This window comes from Burkholderia stagnalis, from assembly GCF_902830275.1.
Lineage (GTDB): Bacteria > Pseudomonadota > Gammaproteobacteria > Burkholderiales > Burkholderiaceae > Burkholderia > Burkholderia stagnalis.
Window position 1 is genome coordinate 56,070 of the sequence record NZ_CADESW010000003.1, and the last position, 21,634, is coordinate 77,703.

Annotated in this window: 20 protein-coding genes; 13 read left to right on the forward strand and 7 right to left on the reverse strand. The window is 67.6% G+C overall.

What is annotated here, in order from left to right; genetic code table 11:
- Window positions 1-138: 138 nt before the first annotated feature.
- Window positions 139-558, reverse strand: a complete 420-nt coding sequence (locus tag HWY45_RS07335) for an HIT family protein (protein WP_059879495.1) — start codon at window positions 556-558, stop codon at window positions 139-141.
- 285 nt (window positions 559-843) lie between these two features.
- On the opposite strand from HWY45_RS07335, the gene HWY45_RS07340 reads away from it, so the two are divergent.
- Both HWY45_RS07340 and HWY45_RS07345 read left to right on the forward strand, forming a co-directional pair.
- Window positions 844-2,016 carry an NHL repeat-containing protein gene (locus HWY45_RS07340; RefSeq protein ID WP_230946796.1) on the forward strand — a complete coding sequence of 391 codons (1,173 nt, stop codon included), beginning with the start codon at window positions 844-846 and terminating at the stop codon, window positions 2,014-2,016.
- A 227-nt stretch (window positions 2,017-2,243) separates the two neighbouring features.
- Window positions 2,244-3,641, forward strand: a complete 1,398-nt coding sequence (locus tag HWY45_RS07345) for a serine hydrolase domain-containing protein (protein WP_059879492.1) — start codon at window positions 2,244-2,246, stop codon at window positions 3,639-3,641.
- Between the two features lie 11 nt (window positions 3,642-3,652).
- On the opposite strand, the gene HWY45_RS07350 is transcribed toward HWY45_RS07345, so the two are convergent.
- From HWY45_RS07350 to HWY45_RS07365, 4 genes are all read right to left on the reverse strand, one after another.
- Complete coding sequence (locus HWY45_RS07350) at window positions 3,653-4,276, reverse strand: glutathione S-transferase family protein (protein WP_059879489.1); 624 nt, start codon at window positions 4,274-4,276, stop codon at window positions 3,653-3,655.
- 158 nt (window positions 4,277-4,434) lie between these two features.
- Window positions 4,435-4,905, reverse strand: a complete 471-nt coding sequence (locus tag HWY45_RS07355) for a DUF2269 family protein (protein WP_059565808.1) — start codon at window positions 4,903-4,905, stop codon at window positions 4,435-4,437.
- A complete protein-coding gene (locus HWY45_RS07360) occupies window positions 4,902-6,155 on the reverse strand; it encodes an SDR family oxidoreductase (protein WP_059879617.1) in 1,254 nt (417 codons plus the stop codon). Before HWY45_RS07360 ends, HWY45_RS07355 begins: the two co-directional genes overlap by 4 nt.
- Before the next feature lie 171 nt (window positions 6,156-6,326).
- Window positions 6,327-6,860, reverse strand: coding sequence for a GbsR/MarR family transcriptional regulator (locus HWY45_RS07365; protein WP_059565809.1), 534 nt, complete (start codon window positions 6,858-6,860; stop codon window positions 6,327-6,329).
- Between the two features lie 148 nt (window positions 6,861-7,008).
- On the opposite strand from HWY45_RS07365, the gene fabV reads away from it, so the two are divergent.
- Complete coding sequence (gene fabV, locus HWY45_RS07370) at window positions 7,009-8,211, forward strand: enoyl-ACP reductase FabV (RefSeq protein ID WP_059565810.1); 1,203 nt, start codon at window positions 7,009-7,011, stop codon at window positions 8,209-8,211.
- A gap of 806 nt (window positions 8,212-9,017) precedes the next feature.
- Here the strand turns inward: fabV and HWY45_RS07375 are convergent.
- Both HWY45_RS07375 and HWY45_RS07380 read right to left on the reverse strand, forming a co-directional pair.
- The gene (locus HWY45_RS07375) at window positions 9,018-9,257 is read right to left on the reverse strand and encodes a hypothetical protein (protein WP_059982516.1); all 240 of its coding nucleotides are present in this window, start codon (window positions 9,255-9,257) and stop codon (window positions 9,018-9,020) included.
- 305 nt (window positions 9,258-9,562) lie between these two features.
- Window positions 9,563-9,742, reverse strand: coding sequence for a hypothetical protein (locus HWY45_RS07380; RefSeq protein WP_124546231.1), 180 nt, complete (start codon window positions 9,740-9,742; stop codon window positions 9,563-9,565).
- Window positions 9,743-10,044: 302 nt separating this feature from the next.
- Here HWY45_RS07380 and HWY45_RS07385 point away from each other — a divergent pair, with 302 nt between their 5' ends.
- Genes HWY45_RS07385 through HWY45_RS07430 form a run of 10 tightly spaced genes read left to right on the forward strand, consistent with a single transcriptional unit; the run spans window position 10,045 to window position 21,476 of the window.
- Window positions 10,045-11,454 (forward strand): undecaprenyl-phosphate glucose phosphotransferase, encoded by a 1,410-nt coding sequence (locus HWY45_RS07385; protein WP_059879483.1) that lies wholly within the window; start codon window positions 10,045-10,047, stop codon window positions 11,452-11,454.
- 52 nt (window positions 11,455-11,506) lie between these two features.
- Window positions 11,507-12,658 (forward strand): polysaccharide biosynthesis/export family protein, encoded by a 1,152-nt coding sequence (locus HWY45_RS07390; RefSeq protein WP_059879480.1) that lies wholly within the window; start codon window positions 11,507-11,509, stop codon window positions 12,656-12,658.
- Complete coding sequence (locus HWY45_RS07395; RefSeq protein ID WP_059879477.1) at window positions 12,655-13,152, forward strand: low molecular weight protein-tyrosine-phosphatase; 498 nt, start codon at window positions 12,655-12,657, stop codon at window positions 13,150-13,152. The genes HWY45_RS07390 and HWY45_RS07395 overlap by 4 nt, the downstream gene beginning before the upstream one ends.
- Entirely contained in the window at window positions 13,149-15,446 is a 2,298-nt protein-coding gene (locus HWY45_RS07400) for a polysaccharide biosynthesis tyrosine autokinase (RefSeq protein ID WP_059879475.1), read from the forward strand. Before HWY45_RS07395 ends, HWY45_RS07400 begins: the two co-directional genes overlap by 4 nt.
- Window positions 15,443-16,693: a glycosyltransferase family 4 protein gene (locus tag HWY45_RS07405; RefSeq protein ID WP_059879472.1), complete on the forward strand. Its 1,251-nt coding sequence runs from the start codon at window positions 15,443-15,445 to the stop codon at window positions 16,691-16,693. Before HWY45_RS07400 ends, HWY45_RS07405 begins: the two co-directional genes overlap by 4 nt.
- On the forward strand, window positions 16,690-17,853 hold the full coding sequence (locus HWY45_RS07410; RefSeq protein WP_059879469.1) for a polysaccharide pyruvyl transferase family protein: 1,164 nt from the start codon (window positions 16,690-16,692) through the stop codon (window positions 17,851-17,853). The genes HWY45_RS07405 and HWY45_RS07410 overlap by 4 nt, the downstream gene beginning before the upstream one ends.
- A complete protein-coding gene (locus tag HWY45_RS07415) occupies window positions 17,847-19,139 on the forward strand; it encodes a lipopolysaccharide biosynthesis protein (RefSeq protein ID WP_059879466.1) in 1,293 nt (430 codons plus the stop codon). Before HWY45_RS07410 ends, HWY45_RS07415 begins: the two co-directional genes overlap by 7 nt.
- A 34-nt stretch (window positions 19,140-19,173) precedes the next feature.
- On the forward strand, window positions 19,174-20,271 hold the full coding sequence (locus tag HWY45_RS07420; protein WP_230946794.1) for a hypothetical protein: 1,098 nt from the start codon (window positions 19,174-19,176) through the stop codon (window positions 20,269-20,271).
- Entirely contained in the window at window positions 20,268-21,293 is a 1,026-nt protein-coding gene (locus HWY45_RS07425; RefSeq protein WP_059879462.1) for an acyltransferase family protein, read from the forward strand. Before HWY45_RS07420 ends, HWY45_RS07425 begins: the two co-directional genes overlap by 4 nt.
- A gap of 39 nt (window positions 21,294-21,332) precedes the next feature.
- Window positions 21,333-21,476, forward strand: coding sequence for a hypothetical protein (locus HWY45_RS07430; RefSeq protein WP_155631916.1), 144 nt, complete (start codon window positions 21,333-21,335; stop codon window positions 21,474-21,476).
- Window positions 21,477-21,634 lie beyond the last annotated feature (158 nt).

Below are 21,634 nucleotides of genomic sequence, written 5' to 3' on the forward strand. Positions count from 1 at the left end.
GGGTCGATCCACCTTCCCTGTCGCTCGATCAAGCAATGAATCGAGTCTAGCGCCCGCGCTTCGACGGCGCGTTTCGCGCGCCGTTACACGTGTTACCCGACATGACCGCCGCAACCTCCTGCTGCGGCAGGCGCGCGATTACACGAAGCGTTCGCGAATGCGCTTTGCGATCGATTCGAGGGCCGCCGCGTCGGCGACTTCGCGCGCGTGCATGCGCAGCGCGACGTCCTCCCAGCGCGGGATCACGTGGAAGTGCACGTGCGCGACCGTCTGGCCGGCCGCGCGGCCGTTGAACTGGCCGATGAACATGCCGTCCGGCTGCAGCGCGTCGCGCACCGCGGCGGCCACGCGCTGCGTCATGCGGATGGACGCGGCGGCCGCGTCGCCGGACAGGCCGAAGATGTCCACCGCGGGCTCCTTCGGGATCACGAGCACGTGGCCGTCGGCCTGCGGCATCAGGTCCATGATCGCGATCGTCGCGTCGTCTTCCGCGACCTTGACGCACGGCAGCTCGCCGCGAAGGATCCTGGCAAACGGGTTGTTGTTGTCGTAGGGCATGGCAGTTTCCGGTTGGCGTGGATTCGGTTGGTCGATCGATGCCGGACGATTATCGGCCGACCGCGGGACGGATTTCAACTCGTCAGGCACCGCCCGCATGGCGAACAACAGTGCGTGACAGTTCGCATGCAGTGCGCGAAAACACCCGGAATAATCGCCTGCCGCAAACCGTTTACTCCCAGCGTCGGTTCACGCCGCAACGCCGCGAGCCGGCGCCGGACACCCGTCGACTGCGCTGGCTTGCAGCCCGGATGCTTTCACGTGATCGCCAACCGGAGTCATGCCATGAACCCTCTCCCCGCCTGCGGCTCCCTCGACCCGCCCGTGAGCCGGCCGGCCGTGACCCAAAGCACGCGCGCGATGGCGCGCATGTTGCGCCGCGCGGCCTGCGGCGCCGGCCTGGTCGCGCTGTCGTCTGCCTTCTCGTGGGCCGGCGGCGAGACGATCCTGCCGCCTACCGCGGTGATCTCGTCGACGGTGCCGACCAACGGCGACGTCAATCCGTACGGCATCGCGTTCGTGCCGCCCGGCGTGCCCGCATGGAGCCCGCTGAAACCGGGCGACGTCGTCGTGTCGAACTTCAACGCGTCGTCCGGCCTGCAGGGCACCGGCACGACCATCGTGAAGCTGACACCCGGCGACACGCCGACAACCTTCTTCGGAGGCGCGAACGTCGGGCTCACCACCGCGCTCGCGGTGCTGCGCAGCGGCTTCGTGCTGGTCGGCAACCTGCCCGCGCCTGACGGCAAGAACGTCGTCCCGCCGGGCTCGCTGCTCGTGATCAATCCGCAAGGCCATCTCGTCACGCAACTCGTGAACGCCACGCTGCTCGACGGGCCGTGGGACATGACCGTGATCGATCGCAGCCCGCGCGTGACCGCGTTCGTGTCGAACGTGCTGAACGGCACGGTCGCCCGCATCGACCTGATGATCGACAACAATGGCGTCAGGATGTTGCCGAGCTCGCGCATCATCGCGTCGGGATACACGCACCACACCGATCCCGCCGCGCTCGTCGTCGGCCCGACCGGGCTCGCGTATGACGCGAACCGCGACGTCCTTTATGTCGCGGCCACCGGCGACAACGCGATCTTCGCGATCCATGGCGCCGCATCGACGAACGGCAATGCCGGCGTCGGACGGCTGATCTATTTCGACCGGGTTCATCTGCACGGCCCGCTCGCGCTCGCACTCGCGCCGAACGGCCATCTCGTGACCGCCAACGGCGACGCGGTGAGCGCCGATCCGCAGCAGCCGAGCGAGATCGTCGAATTCACGGTGGAAGGGCGCTTCATCGCGCAAATGCAGGTCGATATCGTCGAAGGCGCGGCCTTCGGCCTCGCGTTCGGGCGCAGCAGCACTGGCCAGATTCAGTTCGCGGCCGTCAACGACAACACGAATACCGCCACCGTCTGGACGCTGCGCCTGGACAACAACGAAAACAACAACAATCAATGACGTCGTGAACGAGCGCGTCGCGAGTCCCGCATCGCCGCGCGCGCCGCGCGAACGTCAGCGCTGCGCTTCGATGCGACGTGCAGTGCTTGCGGGCCGGCTGCGGCATCTGCCGCACGCCGGCCTTCTTGTTGCCGCGATCGCCATGCGGGCGCGATTGCCACCCGGCGCCCGAACCTGCGACACTGCCGGTTCGTGACCCGCCGGCCCACCACCGAGGACGCTCGCGCATGACCCTCCCCTTCAAGCCGCTGATTCGACGCGGCGCCGTGCTCGCGCTGCTGGCCGCGCTCGGCTACGCAGGCTACATGCTGTCCCGGCTCGCGCCGATCGCCACCGGCTATGCGGCGAAGGCGCTGTGTTCGGGCGTGTTCGTCTCCGGGCGCCCGGCCGCGTCGGTGATCGACGTCGACATCATGGCCGGCGTGCATCCGCTGCTCAAGCTGGTGCGCCCGTCGATCGACCCCGACCGTCATCTCGCGCGCGCCACCTTCGCCGGTTTCGCCGAACGCGAGGCCGTATTCCGGCCCGGGCTCGGCTGCACGCTGGCGCTCGGGCCGTCGACCCACGCACTGCCCGCCGCGGTGGCCGACCCGGACCCGCCCGCGCCTGCCGCTCCGCCGCCGGTGCTGCCCGCCGGCGTGGACGCGCGCAAGCTGCAGGACGCGCTCGCGCACGCATTCGACGAACCCGATCCCGTTCACCCGCGGCGCACCCGTGCGATCGTCGTGCTCCATCGCGGCACGGTGATCGCCGAGCGCTATGCGCCCGGCTTCTCGGCGGACATGCCGTTGCCCGGCTGGTCGATGACCAAGACCGTCACCGCCGCGCTGGTCGGCATGCTCGTCGCGCAGCACCGGCTGTCGCCGGACGCATCGGCGCTGCTGCCCGAATGGCGCGGCGACGGCGATCCGCGTGCGCACATCACGCTCGACGAACTGCTGCGGATGACGAGCGGCCTGCAATTCAACGAGGACTACGACGACCCGCTGTCGGACGTCGCCGTGATGCTGTTCACGCAACCGGACACCGCGCGCTTCGCGGCCGCCAAGCCGCTCGCGTCGCCGCCGAGCGCGCGCTGGCAGTATTCGAGCGGCACGAGCGCGATTCTCGCGCGCGTGATGCGCGACGCGATGGGCGGCACGAACGCCGACTATCTGGCGTTTCCGCGCCGCGCGCTGTTCGCGCCGCTCGGCATGCGCCATGCGGTGTTCGAGCCCGATGCGTCGGGCACGCTCGCGAGCGCGTCGTTCATGTACGCGAGCGCGCGCGACTGGGCGCAGTTCGGCCAGTTGCTGCTGCAGGACGGGATGTGGGATGGCAAGCGCCTGCTGCCGGCAGGCTGGGTGCGCTACATGACGCGCGCGACGCCGCAGGCGCCGCGCCGGGAGTACGGCGCGCAACTGTGGGTGGCCGTGCCGGAGCCGTTCAACGACAGCGATCCGCACGCGCGGGCGCTGCCGGCCGACGCATTCCATGCGGTCGGCCACGAAGGCCAGTTCGTCAGCGTGGTGCCGAGCCGGCAGCTCGTCGTCGTGCGGCTCGGGTTGTCGCGGCCGGAATCCGCGTGGAATCACGAAGCGTTCCTGACGCGCGTGCTCGACGCGGTTCCGGCGCGCGGCGAATAGGCGAGGTCAGCTCAGGGCCACTTGCTGCCGCCGTAGGCCTCGAAGCCCGGACGCGCGGCGAGACGCTCGATATAGCGCGACAGCGCCGGAAATGACGGATGCGCGAACGGCGTGCCGAACCAGCGGTTCACCGACAGCCCGATCGGAATGTCCGCGAGTGTGAAATGCTCGCCCGCGACGAATGCGCCGGTCGCCTCGAGCTGCGCGTTCAGCACCTGCGTATGCTTCGTCCAGTTCGCGATCGACTGCGCGATGGCGTCGGGATTCTGGTGATCGGGCGACTTTCGCACGAGGCCGAGAAACGCGGGAACCCATGAACGGTTGAGATCCGACGCCTGCCAGTCGATCCATTGATCGACCCGCGCACGCGCCTGCGGCTCGGCCGGGTACAGCCCCTCGCTGCCGTAGCGGTTCGCGAGATAGCGAATGATCGCGTTCGACTCCCAGAGCACGAAATCGCCATCCTTGATCACCGGCACGAGGCCGTTCGGATTCAGCGCGAGGTAGGCCGGATCGTCGGTCGAACGGAAGCCGGCGCCCCAGTCTTCGCGTTCGAACGGGAGGTTCAGTTCGGTGCACGCCCACAGCACCTTGCGTACGTTGATGGACGGAATCTTGCCGAGAATTTGCAGCATGCTGGCTCCTTGCGAGGTCGGGTAGCGCGAATCCGGAATCGTCTGATTATCCCGGATTCCGCGGGCTGCATGCATCGTCGCGCGGTGATCCGCGGCACGTCGTCCCCGGTGAATCCGGCTCATCGATTTTCGAGGCGCCGCATTTGCGCGCGCGCCGCTCACATCGGCTTCAGCACCATCAGGAAATAGACGAGCAGCATCGCGAGAAACGCCGGGTAGCCGAGCAGTTCCCAGGTCTTCGCGTAGCGCCAGTAGCGATCCGGCAGGTCGGCAGCGCCGTTCGCATGCGCGACCTTCGCCATCGCGGCCAGCTCGATCTGCAGCCACACGACCGGCAGCCAGCACGCGCCCGCGAGCAGGTACAGGCCGAGCGACGCGACGAGCCAGGGCGTGTGCCACGGCCAGCCGGCCGCGTGCGCGAGCCACAGCCCGGACGCGGGCTGGAAGATCACGGCCGGCGTCGTGAACCACCAGTCGGCGCGCACCACGAGCCGCGACACGGCGGCGATCGCCGGCACCGAGCGCGTGCGGTTCGCGAAGAACAGGTAGAACGCGGTGCCGAGGCCCGTGCCGACCATCAGCACCGACGACAGGATGTGCAGCGCCTTGACGACGAGATAGGTATTCATGAACGGTTCTCTTCACTGAACAGGATCAGCAGGATCGCGAGTATCGGCAGGTTCTTGACGATCGGCCCGAACGGCTCGGACAACTGGTCGGGCATCGCGACGGCGATGATCGTCGAATAGGCGGCGACCAGCGCGATCTGCGCGGCCCACAGCCGCCGGCCCGGCGCGGCGACGGTCGCGACGCCGAACGCGAAATCGAGCGCGCATGCCGCGTAGAGCGCGACCAGCGCCGGCACGCCGGTCAGGTGAACCCGCGCGAGCAGCGCGAGGCTGCCGGACAGCGGGTAGACGAATGCGCTCGCCACCGCCGTCCAGAGCCAGACGATCGCGAGCGCCCACGTCAGCAGCGGGCGCCGCCACGCGGCGAGCGCTTCGCGGCGCAGCGCCACGGCCTCCGTGCCGATGAACGCGCGCAGGCCGCGCGGCGGCCGGCCGAGTGCGGCGGTGGACGCGGCGACGTCGCCGGTATTGCCGGCTTGCAGCATCGACCACGTGTCGCGCGTCAGCATCGCGCCCGGCATCCAGCCGGACAGCGCCGCCGCCGCCGCGACCAGCACGCCCGGCGCACGGATGCGCAGCGCGGGCGGAAACCCCATCGCGCGCCGGTACGCCGCCAGCATCTCGCGGTAGTCGACTTCGTCCGCGCCAACCAGGTCGACGATTCGCCCGCACGCGGCGGACCGGTCGATCAGCCGCGCGACGAGCTCGGCCAGGTCGTCGACATGCACGGGACGCAGCCGTTGCCGGCCGCCGGCGGGCAGCACATGCACCGGCAGGCTCGCGAGCGCACGGAACAGGCGCGCGGACGTGCCCGACGTGCCGTACACGAGCGCCGGCCGCACGATCCGGCCATCGACCGGCAGCGTCTGAAGATGGGCATCGGCGGCAAGCTTGCTCGCGAAGTACGCGGTGTCGGCGCGCTCGACGCCCAGCGCCGAAATCTGCACGACCTGCCGCACGCCGGCGCGGCAGCACGCGTCGAACAACGCGCATGGCGCCGCGCGATGCACGGCGTCGAACGTCGCGCCGCGCCGCTCGCGGAGGATGCCGACCGCGTTGACCACCGCATCGATGCCGTCGAGCCGCGCGTGCCAGTGTTCGGGCCGCACGTCGTGCGCATAGTCGATCGCGATCTCGCCGGGCCCCGTCGCGCGCCGCACGCCGCGCACGACGCGATGGCCGTCGGCCTCGAGCCGCGTACACAGCGCGCGGCCGATGAAGCCGTTCGCGCCGCAGACCAGGATGTTCATGACGTGGCCTCCGGTGTGCGCGACGGACGGCATGCGATGGGCGCCGTGAACGGAAACATCCGACACGCGATTGCATTCATTTTCATCCTCTATTTACAGTTATTTCTGTATAGACAGAAATTCATGCCCCGAAAAAAGCGGGCTGCGCGCCCGCTTCGACTGACCCTCGATTTACTTCGGCGACTTGCGCCTGACGGTCTGGCTGATCTTCGCGCCGATGCCGAGCGCCTTCATCAGCGTGTCCGGCTTGAGCCGCAGCATCTCGTCCGACCACGTCGTGAGCGTCTCGACGAACTGCAGCGTGTCGCGGATGCGCTGCTCGGTCTCGCGGCTCTCGTCGGCGATCTCCGGGCTCGCCAGGCAATCGCGCAGCACGTCGAGCGTCGGCTCGATCTCGCGCTGGCGGCGCCCTTCGACGATCAGCTTGAACAGCTCCCAGATATCCGTCGACGTCTCGAAGTGATCGCGCCGGTCGCCCATCACGTGCACCACCTTCGCGAGCCGCCACGCCTGCAGTTCCTTCAGGCTCGTGCTGACGTTCGAACGCGCGACGTTGAGCGTCTCCGCGATCTCGTCGGCGGCGACCGGCCGCCCGAGCAGGTAGAGCAGCGCGTGAATCTGCGCGACGGTGCGGTTGACCCCCCAGCGGGAGCCCATTTCGCCCCAGTGGAGGATGAATCGTTCGGCAATCGGTGTGAGTTCCATGGCCGGAAATTTAGGCGTTTCAGTTATTTCTGTCAAGACAGAAATAAAATCCGGCCGGCTGACAGCGAGCGGGCCGCCGCATCCATTACAATGCGCGGAAATTTTTTCTATTTCCTGGCCGTTTCCGCCTTTCTCACAAGAGGTTTTCATGATCATCAAACCGCGCGTGCGTGGCTTCATCTGCGTGACGACTCATCCCGTCGGCTGCGAGGCCAATGTCAAGGAACAGATCGACTACGTGACTTCGCACGGCCCGATCGCCAATGGTCCGAAGAAAGTGCTCGTGATCGGCGCGTCGACCGGCTACGGCCTCGCCGCCCGGATCACGGCCGCGTTCGGCTCGGGCGCGGACACGCTCGGCGTGTTCTTCGAGCGTGCCGGCAGCGAGACGAAGCCGGGCACCGCCGGCTGGTACAACAGCGCCGCGTTCGAGAAGTTCGCGGCCGCCAAGGGCCTGTATGCGCGCAGCATCAACGGCGACGCATTCTCCGACGCCGTCAAGCAGGTCACGATCGACACCATCAAGCAAGATCTCGGCAAGGTCGACCTCGTCGTCTACAGCCTCGCCGCGCCGCGCCGCACGCACCCGCGCACCGGCGAAGTCATCAGCTCGACGCTGAAGCCGATCGGCAAGTCGGTCAGCTTCCGCGGCCTCGACACCGACAAGGAAGTGATCCGCGAAACCGTGCTCGAGCCGGCGACGCAGGAAGAGATCGACGGCACCGTCGCGGTGATGGGCGGCGAGGACTGGCAGATGTGGATCGACGCGCTGCACGCGGCCGGCGTGCTGGCCGACGGCGCGAAGACCACCGCGTTCACGTATCTCGGCGAGCAGATCACGCACGACATCTACTGGAACGGCTCGATCGGCGCCGCGAAGAAGGATCTCGACAAGAAGGTGCTCGCGATCCGCGACACGCTCGCCCCGGCCGGCGGCGATGCACGCGTGTCGGTGCTGAAGGCGGTCGTCACGCAGGCGAGCTCGGCGATCCCGATGATGCCGCTGTACCTGTCGCTGCTGTTCAAGGTCATGAAGGAAAAGGGCACGCACGAAGGCTGCATCGAGCAGGTCTACGGCCTGCTCAAGGACAGCCTGTACGGCGCCGCGCCGCACGTCGACGACGAAGGCCGCCTGCGCGCGGACTACAAGGAGCTCGACCCGGACGTGCAGGCGAAAGTCGTCGCGCTGTGGGACCAGGTCACCAACGACAACCTGTACGAGCTGACCGACTTCGCCGGCTACAAGACCGAGTTCCTGCGCCTGTTCGGCTTCGCGATCGCCGGCGTCGACTACGACGCGGACGTGAATCCGGACGTGCCGATGCCCGGCATCATCGACACGACGGCCTGAGCGACGCCAGCCGCTCGGGGCCCGTCGCGCGCGACGGGCCCCGGGCCACACACGCACCGCGCGGCCGGCCCCGGCTGCGCGTCAGAGCGGCGCCGCTTCCTGCACGCATTTCGTCGTGCGCGTGCAGCACGTGCACGTGTCAAGGAAATGCACGCCCACGAAGTGGCGATGGACGGATACAAAATGAGCGCGATCGAGACGAAGGCCAATGAAATCGGGCCGCCGCAAAAAGCGCCATGCAGCTCGCATCCCGCTTCCCTTTCGCCCGCACCACGCTTGATTGGATTGGACCGGCACCAGGCCATCGCGCCCTGGCTCGCCTATCCAACCAGCCACGCTTCCACCGCGCTGCGCGTACCTGGATCGAAACGCTCCGAGCAAGCTTCAATCACGATGCACCGACTACGACCGGCGTAGGTCGCAAAGCGCACTCAGCGGCAAGTTCCTGTTGACCGCATGGCGGAGCCGGGCGAAATCACGCCTCTCGTCGAGCAACTGGAAAGTGCGTACGGCACGCATGAGCGAGATGAACTTGCCCCGACTTCACGGGCAGCAAGAAGCTTAGCAATTCTACATTCAGCCGCTCGACGGATTTTCTCGATGATGCGCCGCAGGCGCGCACGGTTCCGACGGCGCCTCGACGACCGGCGCCCGTGCTGCGTCACGCCTACGCTCCCGCATGCAGCTTGCGGCATCGCATCACGTCAAGCGTCGAACATTCCGCAAGTCAAAAAAAAGGGCAGCGAATCGCTGCCCTCAAGATACCTCTATCTGTTTATTTTAATTCCAGGTTCAACGCCCTCGAATCAGAACTTGAACTTGAAAGACGAGCTGTAGCGCCCAATGACCACCCCGACGCCGTTCTTGCTCGAGCTCGTGGGAGAAACGGGCTGACCGTCGATCGTCACGCTGGCGCCCTTGCCGACGCCGATGGAAACGCCGACACCGTTATTCCCCGACGTACCAGCGTTGCCGCTGATGCCGCCGGCGATCACCAGGCCTGCACCCGAAATCTGCTTTGCTTCAAAAACATTCAATTCACGCATGTTATGCAATCCTCTAATAATGACACGTGCGAACCTCGTCGACTCCGGTATCGTCCGTACGTCGACTGCCGCACCATTGCAATGTAATGAGCCGCCGACGCAAGCGTCAATTTGACTTGTCTGAATCTGACTGCGCAGTGTGCAACCTTGCCCCGGGGGACGGAACTGGGTTGGCGGTCTGGTCTGCGCTCGATCGCGATGGTCGAGGCCATTTGGGAAATCGGTAATACCAAGGCGACCGAGCGGCGTTACTACGCGTCAAGCCGGCCTTCCGACGCGACACGACTGGCACGGGCCGTGCGGGCTCACGGCGTATCGAGAACAGCGCGCTGAACATGGCCTTCGGTAAAGGTCCATACCACGTTCGCGTGAATCGTGCCGCGAGGAACTGTGCGATCCCGCGTCGCATCCGCATGAACCTGCTCGAGCTTGCGATAGTTCATGCGGCTGCTCTGCCATAAGCCACCGGCTGCCTTGACTTTCATACATATCAGAAACACCAGGCAGCCCGTTTCAGACCAATCCCATTTAAATGCTTTCCCCAGTTTCCGATAATTGACCGCGTCGGGTTAATCAGCATGTCTCGTGAACGTTCATGGCGCGACGTTCAATTTAAAGCACCGGCGCGATGCGTTCGCCCGACCGGCAGATCAAGCCGCACACCGTCCATCGATTCCCATCCGACGCAACGACAACAGCCTCGTCCTGTTCCGCCTGGGCGCGTTGCGTTGCGTCGAGATCGGGCGACGGCAACGCAAAGTCAAACAAAACCGTAGCAACAGCTCAAATGGATATGTCATTCGAAGCGCGGCGCTGGAACGCGTCGCAAACCACCGGAGGATCGATTGCGCGAGTGTCCGATGTCGTGCTGATCTCGGCCGGCGCACTGGTGGCGGCATTGGTCTTTCCCGCCACAGGAAGCGATCAGTCATCCGAACTTGCGATCGTCGCGCTTTCAGCAACTTTCGCGCTGGTGTTGTTTCCCGCATTCGGCGTCTGTCGAGCGCCGCTGGGCCGGTCGAAATGCCGCACCGCCGTACTCACCGTGCTCGCGTGGCTGCTCGCCCAGGCCGGTGCGGCACTCGTGACGCACGTGCTGACTGCCACGCCGGCACCGCTGCACTGGTACCTGCTCTGGGCAGCAACGAGCGGAGTCGCGCTCATCGCGTCGCGGCTCGTTGCCGGCAGGACACTCGACCGAATCGGCCGTTCGCGCGAGTGCGACCGCCCGGTCGCCATCGTGGGTGCGGGCGCGCACCGAGACATGGTGCTCGACCGGATCGCCCAGGCGCCGTCGACCGGATTCCGCGCCGCGGCCGCGCTCGATCTCGATGGCACGCTCCGCGACAGCGACGCCGGCCTGCCGTGCTTTCGCACCCTTGACGCATTCGTGCAGCACGTGCGAGCGCATGCGATACCCGAAATCTGGCTTGCCTTGCCGATCGACGAGGCACGCGCCGTCATGACCGTGCTCGACGCGTTCCGCAACGATCTCGTCGACATCCGGTTCGTGCCCGATGTCGGCAAGCTCGCGATGTTCGATGGCGAAATGATCGACCTGGTCGGCGCGCCTGCGATCAATCTCGTCGCATCGCCGCTGTCGTCGGGTGCGCTGCTCCAGAAGGCGATCTTCGACCGCCTGTTCGCGGCCGCCGTCCTTGTCGGCACTGCCCCGTTGTTGTTCGCGATCGCGGTCGCAGTCCGGCTGTCGTCGAAAGGCCCGGTGCTGTTCCGGCAGCAGCGCAAGGGCGCGAACGGCAAGGCGTTCACGATCCTCAAGTTCCGCACGATGCAGCTTCACGACGAAGGCGGCGCGATCCGGCAGGCAACGCGCGGCGACCCGCGCGTCACGCGAATCGGTGCGCTCCTGCGCCGCACGAGCCTCGACGAGCTGCCGCAGTTCATCAACGTGCTGCGCGGCGAGATGTCGGTCGTCGGGCCGCGCCCGCATGCGCTCGAACACGATCATCTGTACCAGCGGATCGTCGACGGCTACATCCACCGCTACCGCGTCAAGCCCGGCATCACCGGCTGGGCGCAAATCAACGGGCTACGCGGCGAAACCGATCGCCTCGAGAAGATGGAGCGTCGCGTCGAAGCCGATCTCTTCTACCTGCGCAACTGGTCGTTCGCACTCGACATGCGCATCGTCGCGGCCACCGTTCTGCACGGCTGGACGCACCGCAACGCGTACTGATACGCACGCGGCGTCTTCGATCGATTTCGCCGCCACATGACAAGGATGACTGATGAAAACCGCCATGAACGCGCGGAATGGATCCGCATGTCCATACGGCGCGCGTGCGCTGCTGAGCGCGACGCTTTGCATCGCATTGTCGGCCTGCGCCGTCGCGCCCGGCATGCGGATGGGCACGCCGCCCGTTGCGACCGATGGCCGGGCGGCCGACGACGCGCCGTCGTTCCGGCTGACGAAGATCGACACCGCCCTGATCCGCCAGCTCGATGCGCAGGAGACGCGCCGGCAGGACACGCAGTCCGACCTGCTCGCCGCGCCAGCCGGCCAGTACCGGATCGGCGCCGGCGACGTGCTGCAAATCACCGTGTGGGATCACCCCGAACTGGCGTCCGCGCAGGGCGCCGCGCCGCAAGGCACGCCGCGCGCGGCCGATCCCGTCGCCGGCTTCGTCGTCGATCCACGCGGCAACCTGTCGTTTCCGTTCGCGGGCGAACTGCACGTCGCCGGGCTGACCGTCGACGCGGCACAAGCCGAGATCGTCCAGGCGCTGTCGCGCGTCTACCGCGATCCGCAAGTGACGCTGCGCATCGCGTCGTTCCGCTCGCAGCAGGTCTACGTCGACGGCGAAGTCCGCACGCCCGGCGTCCAGCCCGTCAATGACGTGCCGATGACGCTCTACGAGGCCCTCGGCCGTGCGGGAGGCCTCAGCCAGAGCGCCGACCAGAGCCGCATGACGCTCGTACGCGGCGGCGTAACCTATCCGCTCGACCTGAGCCGGATGCTGCGTCACGGCCGCAACCCGGCCGACGTCACGCTCGCGGCCGGCGATCTCCTGCACGTGCCGGCCCGTAACGACTATGGCGTCTACGTAATGGGCGAGGTCAACAAGCCGGCGCTCGCCGTGCCGCTGCGCGACGGGCGGCTCACGCTCTCCGACGCGCTGTCGCAGGCAGGCAGCATCAACGCCGGCACGGCCGACGCGGCCCAGATGTTCGTGATCCGCGGCTCGGGCACGGATCACCCGCAGGTATTCCATCTCGATGCGCGCTCGCCGGTGTCGATGGTGCTCGCGAACGAGTTCGAGCTGCAGCCGAAGGACATCGTCTACGTCGACGGCAACGGTCTCGTGCGTTTCAGCCGCGTGCTCAGCCTGCTGCTGCCGGGCGTCAACACCAGCGCCGCCGCGGCGCTCGCCGTCAAATGAGGCCCGTCGCCACCCTGCTCGTCGTGTGCATCGGCAACGTCTGTCGCAGTCCGATGGCCGAGGCGCTCTTTCGTGCGCGCCTGCCGGGCATCGACGTGCAGTCGGCCGGCATCGGCGCTCGCGACGGCCAAGCGGCCGATCCGCATGCGGTCGACCTGATGCGCGCGCGCGGCTTCGACATCACCCCCCACCGCGCGCGCCGCCTGCTGCCGTCGCTCGGCGCACGCGCCGACCTGATCCTGGCAATGGATCTCGATCAGAAGCGCTGGCTCGAGCACTACCTGCCGGCACTTCGCGGCCGCGTATTCCGGCTCGGCACGCCCGTCGCGTCGACCGGCCAGCCCGACGGCTTCGACGTGCCGGATCCGTATCTCGGCCCGCGCGCGTCGTTCGAGCACAGCCTGCGACTCATCGAGCGCGGCGTCGACGCATGGTGCGCGCGCCTCGCGCCGTCGCTCCCTTCCACTCCCCAGCCTCCTGATTCGAACCGATGACATCCCATCCCTCCCACGAGCGTCCGCATGATCGTGACGCCGAGCTCGATCTCGCCGGCGCGATCGATGTCCTCGTTTCCCAGCGCTGGCTGATCGCCCTCGTCACCGCAATCTGTGTCGGCGCCGGCACGCTGTACGCGTTCCTCGCTCACCGGCAGTACCAGGCCGACATCATGGTGCAGGTCGAGGACAGCGGCGACACGTCCGCCGCGAAAAGCGTGCTCGGCGACGTCTCGTCGCTGTTCGACATCAAGTCGAGTGCCGCGGCCGAAGCGCAGATTCTCGCGTCGCGACTCGTGGTCACACGTGCGGTCGACGAACTGCGCAGCTACATCGTCGCGCAGCCGAAGCGTTTCCCCGTCGTCGGCGAATTCGTGTCGCGCTTCAACACGGGAATCACGCGCCCCGGCGTGTTCGGCCTGGGCGGCTACGCATGGGGCGGCGAATCCGTCGAACTCGCGCGCTTCGACGTGCCGCGCTCCGTCGAAGGCGAGCGCTTCGAACTGTCGATGCTCGACGGCGGCCAATACCGGCTGACCGGCGCGGCACTGTCCGCCCCCGTCACCGGCACGATCGGCCGCCCGGAGACATTCCAGAGCGCCGACGGCCCGATCGCGATCGACGTCGTGCGCATCGACGCCCGTTCCGGCACCCGCTTCACGGTCGTGCGCGAATCGCGCGCCGAAACGATCGACGCGCTGCGTCGCGGGCTCGACGTCCAGGAGAAGATCAAGCAGTCGGGCGTCATCGTCGCGACGCTGCGCGGCCCCGACCCGCAGCGCGTGCAGGCGCAGCTGCAGGCCGTCGCGAACCACTACATTCGCCAGCATATCGAACGCAAGTCCGCCGATGCCGCGCAATCGCTCACCTTCCTCAACGCACAATTGCCGGTGCTCAAGAAGCAGCTGCAGGATGCCGAGCAGCGCTACACGAACCTGCGCAACGCGAACGGCACGATCGACCTGGACGAGGAAGCGAAGCTGCTTCTGCAGCAATCGGCGGATGCGACGACGCGCCGGCTCGAACTGCAACAAAAGCGCGACGAGATGGCGTCGCGCTTCGCGCCAGGCCACCCCGACATGGTCGCGCTCGATGCGCAGATCGCAACGCTCGCGCGCGAACAGCAGGCATTCGAACACCGGGTCCGGCGCTTGCCCAATCTGCAGCAGGATGCCGTGCGACTGATGCTCGACGTGAAGGTCGATACCGATCTTTATACGGCACTGCTCGCCAACACCCAGCAGCTCGAACTGGTCAGGGCCGGCAAGACGGGGAGCGTGCGACTCGTCGACACGCCGATCGTCCCTGAGGACGCCGTCCGCCCGAACCGCCCGGTCGTCATCGTCGCGGCCGCGCTGCTCGGCCTCACGCTCGGCGTCGCGCTCGCATTCGTCCGCGATTACCTGTTCGGCGGCGTGCGCAACGCCGACGAGGTCGAGCGGCATCTCGGCATCGACGTCTACGCGACCATTCCCGATTCCGCGGGTCAGCGGCAGATCGCCCGGCGTATCGCCCGGCGCCTGACCGGGCCGCATCTGCTGAGCGCGCTCCATCCTCACGATCCGGCGGCCGAAAGCCTGCGGAGCCTGCACACCGCGCTTCGCTTCACGATACAGGACGCGCGCAACAACATCCTGCTGCTGACGGGGCCCGTCCCCGGCGCAGGCAAGTCGTTCGTCGCGGCGAATTTCGCGGCGCTGCTGGCCGCCGGCGGGGAACGCGTGCTGCTCGTCGACGGCGACCTCCGCAAGGGCTATCTGCACGAATCGCTGGGCGTCCCGCGCGAACCGGGCCTCGCCGAACTGCTATCCGGCGCCGCTGCGCCGGAGGACGCAATCCATCGGAACGTGCTCCCGAATCTCGACTTCATCGCGACCGGCGCGATGCCCGAACATCCGGCGCAATCGCTCGCCGACCATCGCGTCGCGGCGCTGCTCGACACGCTCTCGGCCCGCTACGACCGCGTTGTGATCGACTCTGCACCGATCCTCGCGGTCGCCGACGCCGTCGTGCTCGGCCGCCACGCAGGTATCGTGCTGCTGGCCGCGCGCGCAGGATCGACGCGCATCGCCGAACTGGGCGAAGCCGTTCGACGGCTTGCGCACAATGGCGTCGAAGTAAGCGGCGTCCTGCTCAACGGCGTCGACCCGCGCGCAGGCGGCTATGGTTCGCGCTACGGCGCTTACCGCTATACGCATTACCGCTACGCGCCGCCGCGCGGCGGCGTCGCCGCGTCCGTCGGGCAGTCGCTGCGCGGGCTAGTTTCCCGGTTCCGGCGCGGAGGCCCGCGATGAGCGATACCCGTCACCTCGAACGCGCGGCGGCCGGCAATGCTCCCCGTACCCCCACCCTGCTCGCCGACGAAACCCGTGCGCCGTCGCACGCGGCCCGCGCACCGCGCCTGCGCATCGCGCTCGTCGTCGAAGCGGCGGGCGGCGGCGTGGCCGTGCATCTCGCCGACCTGATCGAAGGGCTGAGCGCGACCGACGGAGTCGAGCTGCACCTGATCGCGCCTGACGGCCCGCGCTTCGACGACCGGATTCTCGATGCCCGCGTGCTGTCGCGCTGCACCAGCGTTCATCGCGTGCCACTGCAGCGTGCCGTCGGTTGGCGTGACGCACTGGCAGTCGCACACGTGCATCGATGCCTGCGGCGCATCCGCCCGGATATCGTGCACAGCCACAGCTCGAAGGCCGGCGCGATCGCCCGGCTGTGCATCGGCCCGTGGCGTCAGGTCTATACGCCCCATGCGGTCTACACGCTCAATCCGTCGCTGACCGATGCGCAGCGCCGCTTCTACGGCACGATCGAGCGATGGCTCGGCCGGCTGTGCACGCACGGCATCGTGGCCGTGTCGCAGGACGAAGCGCGGCATCTTCAACACGCACTCGGAATACCCTCGCATCGCGTCCGGACGATCGTCAACGGCGTCCCGCCACCCGACACGCTGCCGCGTCGCGACGCACGGCGGGCGCTCGGCCTGCCGGACGACGCGATCGTCGTCGGCTTCGTCGGGCGCTTCGATCACCAGAAGGGCGTCGACCGGCTCGTACGAATCGCACGCGGCGTGTATCGCCGGTGCGGCCACGCCGTGCAGTTCGTCGCGATTGGCCCCGGCAATTTCAGCGCCGCGGCCGGCCCCGACGCGGACGACCTGCCGCCGACGCTTCGCGTCGCGGGCGCGGTCGAGCGCGCGAGCCGCTACTTTTCCGCATTCGACCTGTTTGCGCTGCCGAGCCGCTACGAAGGCTTTCCGTACGTCTGCCTCGAAGCGATGGCCGCGCGCGTGCCGATCGTCGCATCGCGGGTCGCCGGCGCGGTCGAACTGGTCGATGCGCACGGCATCGGCGTCATCGTCCCGAACGACGACGACACGACGCAGTTCGCGCACGCCGTCGTCGCGCTCGCCGACGATCCGGCGCAGCGCGATCGCATGCGGGCGAACTGCGTGACGGCACTCGACCGATTCTCGGCCGCGACGATGGTCCGGCACACGCTCGATTTTTATCGCGCACTCGTTCCACAAGGAAAGACCGCATGACTTCGCCCTCCCACATCGCGCTGCTCCATGCATACAGCACCTGCAACTCGGGCGACGGCCTGCTCGTCGACCTGTCGGTCGGGCTACTTCGGGAGGCCTTCGGCGACGCGACCCGCGTGTCGATCGTCGCGGCCGATCCCGCATCGTTCACCGCCTACGACGACGTCCGCGGGGCCCCCGTGCTCGCGGACCGCGGCTGGCGCCGGCTGACCGCCGCGGCCGGCGCCGCGCTGCACATGCGCTCGAACCGGCTACTGCGCCCGCTGGGCGAACTGCTCGACGACGCCGACCTGATCGTAGGCGTCGGCGGCGGCTACCTGCGTGCGCGCAATACCATCGAAGCGCTCAAGCTCGAAGCCGGGCATCTGCTGCAGATGCGCGCTGCGCACGCATCGGGCAAGCCAACCGTCTATCTGCCGCAAAGCATCGGGCCGGCGCTGTCGGCGCACCCGGTGGGCGCCCATCTGCGCTCGCTGCTTGCCGCCTTCGATTCGGTATTCGTCCGCGACGACCGCTCCGCGGCCTTTCTCGCCGCGAACCCGAATACGCGGCGCGCGCCCGATCTCGCAGTGCTCGATTTCGCGCATCGCGGCGACGCGATCCCGCCGCAAGCGGAGCATGCCGTGCGGCACGTCGCGTTCGTGCTGCGCCGCGCGCCCGCATGGTCACCCGCACGACGCGCCCGGTACGATGCGTCGATCCGGCAGCTCGTCGAACGGATGCGCACGTCGTGCCGGGTCAGCTTCGCGGTGCAGAGCACCGGCCGCGGCAACGACGATCTCGCCTACTACCACGGCCTCGGCATTCGCGACGCGCTGGTGCCGCTCAGGACGCTGCTCGAGCACGACCGTCCGGACATCGTCGTGTCGGTCCGGCTGCATGGGGCGCTCGAATCGATCCTGCACGGCGTTCCGGCATTCCACGTCAGCTACGAGCGCAAGGGCTTCGGTGCGTACTCGGACATGCGGCTCGACGACTGGGTCGTCAACGGCGCGAACTTCGATCCCGCGTACGTCGCCGATACGATTCTTGCCCCCGGCGCGACGGCCGCGTTCTGGGACGCCGCCCAAACCGGCTTCGCGGGCATCCGTGCGGCCCGCGCGCGCGTGATCGACGCGCTGCGCGCCGCGCGTGACATCGCCGGAGGCGAACGATGCTGACGCGTCTTTTCCTCCGGTTCTCGGCGCTCGGTCTGAAGTTCGCGCTCACGATCGTCATCGCGCGCACGCTGGGCTTCAACGCGGTCGCCGTCTACGGGCTCGCGGTCGCCGCGTCCGTCATCGCCTCCAAAGCGCTGGGGCTCGGCTTCGGCCCCGAACTCAACCGCCGGCTGAGCGAAACCCACCCGCTGGCCGCGATCGGCGAAGCCCGCACGGTAGGCGCCACCTATGGGGTGTTGTACCTGCTGATCGTCGCGGCATTCGCCGTCTCGACGACGAACGATGCCGTTGTCGGGCTGCTCGACCGGTTCTCGCTGTCGACGCCGCTGGCGTGGTGCGTGCTGCTCGTCGCCCTGTCCGAGCATGCGGCGTTCGAGGTCAACGGCTGGCTGTTCTCGCTACATCGGCCTCGCATCGGCTCGATGCTGCTGTTCGTGCGCACCGGCGCCTGGGCCGGCCTCGCGTGCGCCGGCCTGCTCGCCGGCGTCCTGCATTCGATCGAGGTCATATTCGCGCTGTGGATCATGACCAACGCGGTCGTCGTCGTCGCGGCGTGGCACAAGATCGCCGCCTTCGACCGGCGTGCGCGCGGCATCGGGCTGCCCGGCGCAGCACGCTCCCCGCGCCCCGTGCTCGCGGTCTGGCGACACGGACTGCCGTTCTATGTGGCCGGCGTGATCCTGTCGTCGCTGCAATACGCGGAGCGCTTCATCGCGGGTGGCCGGATCGGCGCCGACGTGCTCGGCCAGTATGTGTTCGCGTGGTCGATCGCGAACGCCGTGCAGACCGTCGCGTTTGCGACGGTGGTGGTCACGGCCGGCCCGCGCCTCGTCCGCACGCTGATCGACGCGCCGGATGCGTTCTCCCGTCGCACGATGCATGCGGTGGCGGCAAGCGCCACCGTGACGCTGCTCGCGTCGGTCATCATCCTTGCCGCGCATCGCACGCTGTTCGCGCTCGCGCACGAACCGACCGATTCGGGACATGTCACGCTGCTCGCGGTGCTGCTCGTCTCGTTCGTGCTGCGTGCGGCCACGGACGTGCTCTGGGCCGCCGCGATCGCGCTGCGCGCCGGCGGCATCGTGCTGGCGGCGATTGCCGCGCTCGCGCTGCTCTACGTCCCGGCCGCCCGCTATCTGATCGACCAGGCGGGCGTCGAAGGCGCGGCGCTCGCACACCTTGCGGCAAGCATCGCGGTCACCGCCGCGCTCGCGCTGATCGTCGCGCGCCGTGCGGATGCAAGACGCATCGCACGCCCAATGGAGCATCCGTCGCATGCTGGATAACCTGCTCCGCGCCGGCCCACGACTCAGCCGCGGCATGACACGCGCCATCGCAACGCTGGCCGTGCTCGCGTACTGGATCATCTACGCGAAGGCCGGCGCGTTCCTGCCTGAATTCGTTTTCCGCGACGCGGAGAAAATCCAGAGCCAGATCGGCGGTGCAAGCACCTACGAGGGCACGTCGTTCGACGCCGTCGCGAAGTTCTACGCTGCGCTCGGCGCAACCGGTACGCACCTGTTCGTGGCTGCCGTCGGCGCACTGTGCATCTGGCGCGTGATCGGCCACGGCAGGCGCGTCGGCTCACTGGCGGCGTGCATCGTCCTGCTCGCGCCCTGCGTGTTCTTCAACCTGTTCGTCGCGAGCAAGGACACGATCGTCGTGCTGATGGCGATCGTGCTCGCCGGCGTCGCGCAACGCCGCTCGACGGCGGTCACGCTCGTCGCGGCCGTTGTGCTGTACGGCGGTTACGCGATGCTCGTACGCAGCTATTTCGCGCTGATCCTCGCGCTCGCGATCGGCGCGCTGCTGTTCCGGCGCGCATCGTGGCGCGGCAAGGCATGGCTGGCGATCGCCGTGCCGGTCGCGCTGTTCCTGTTGCCCGACGACGCGTATTACCTGCTGCAACATCCGCGCGACATGGCGGCCGACTACCTGGCCCACGGCTCGCCGTTCGGTGCACGCACGAGCTTCCACAACCTGTTGCCGCCGGATTCATTCATGGCGTTCTGTGCGAACTACGCCTACGGCACGTTGCGCCTGAACCTGCCGGCGCTCTTCATGCCTGGGCCGAAGGAAATCGCGATGCAAGCGTTCGTGTGGATCGCGCTGGCCGCAGTGTGGCGGCGCGAGCGCGCCAGCGCACGCTCCACTGTCGATCTGCTCGCATGTCTCGTCATCGGGCACGTCGCCGTGTCGATGCTGTTCGAGCCCGATCTCGGCAGCTATATGCGCCATCTTTCGAGCGTTGCGCTGTTCTGCACGATGCAATTCGCCGCTCGCTTGCCGACCGGTGCATGCATGCATCGTGCGACGCCCAATGTATCCGCGCCCGGTCACTCGCGGGCGGATGGCACGCCGGGCCCGGGTCATACCGCATTCCGCCAACCGCCGCACTTTCCCGGCCCCCGCACATGAACATGCTCACCCGGCCCGGCGCCTACTTTCCGAACATCCAGTGCGCGCGCGCCTGCGCAGCGCTCGCGGTCGTCGGCTATCACATGGGTGTTCTGCCGGCCGGACAGGCCGGCGTCGACGTCTTCTTCGTAATCAGCGGTTTCATCATGTCGCAGGTCGCGCCACGCGAAGGCCATGCGTTCTTTCGCAAACGGCTGATCCGGATCGTTCCGCTGTACTGGCTGACGACGCTCGGCGTCTATGCGATCGCGACATGGCAGCCGCAGTGGCTCAATTCGACGACCGCGCGCGCCGACTATCTCGTCAAGTCGCTGCTGTTCATTCCGTACCTGAAGGAAAGCGGTCATTGGGGGCCGCTGAACTTGAACGGTTGGACGCTCGAATACGAAATGCTGTTCTACGTCGTCGTCGCGCTCGCGCTCTTGCTGGTGCGCGGCCGCCATGCGACGGCGTTCGCGGCGCTCCTGCTCGCCATGTTCTGCGCTTACGTCGCCGTACACGGCACACGCAGCGCAGTAGTCGATCATTTCGGGCAGCCGCTCGTGCTCGAGTTTGGTCTTGGCGCGCTCGTCCACCGCGCGCTGGAAACCGGAATCGCGGGTCGGGCCTCTCCGCGAGTCTGGATCGGGCTCGTTGCCGCGAGCGTGACGGTGATCACGCTGTTTCAGCTCCTTTGCGGCACACCGGCCGGCTTTGCCCGCGTAGCGGGATGGGGCGCACCGGCCGGCGTGCTGATCATCGCGCTCGTCGCGCTCGATCTGAACGGCCGCTCGGTAACGAGCCCGTCAGCCGCGGCACTCGGCGCCGCCAGCTATTCGATCTACCTGCTCCATCCGTACGTGATCGGTCTCGCGACCAAAGTAGCGGGCGCGCATGCCGATCTCGACACGCCGCGCGGCGTGCTGGCAACGATCGCCATCATGACAGCCGTCTGCGCGTGCGGATATGCTTGCCACGCATGGATCGAGCGGCCGATCGTCACTGCGCTGCATCGGTCATTGCCGCGCCGTCGCAAAGCGTAAACATCCCCGAACCTGGCTGAGAGGTTTTCCCGATTCAACATGTTCGACGCATGGTCGCGGCATCTGGCGCACGCAAAACTCATCGAGGACGCCGAGCACAATCAATTTATTCTCGTGAGTATGCTCGCCGCCCCGAACAGCACCTTGTTCAAGGAAACGATGAGTCTAGTCGGCAAGCGCTGAACGTAGACGACCGCTGTACTGCGATCGGGTAACACACGAATTTAACCGGCCGCAGTACACGGCCCGCTCGACCAACTTATTGGCACGTCCCACTAACCGATAGGCCTCACGATCTTCGTCGGCATAGCGGATCAAATTCGCGTCGCGGGCCGGGCGAC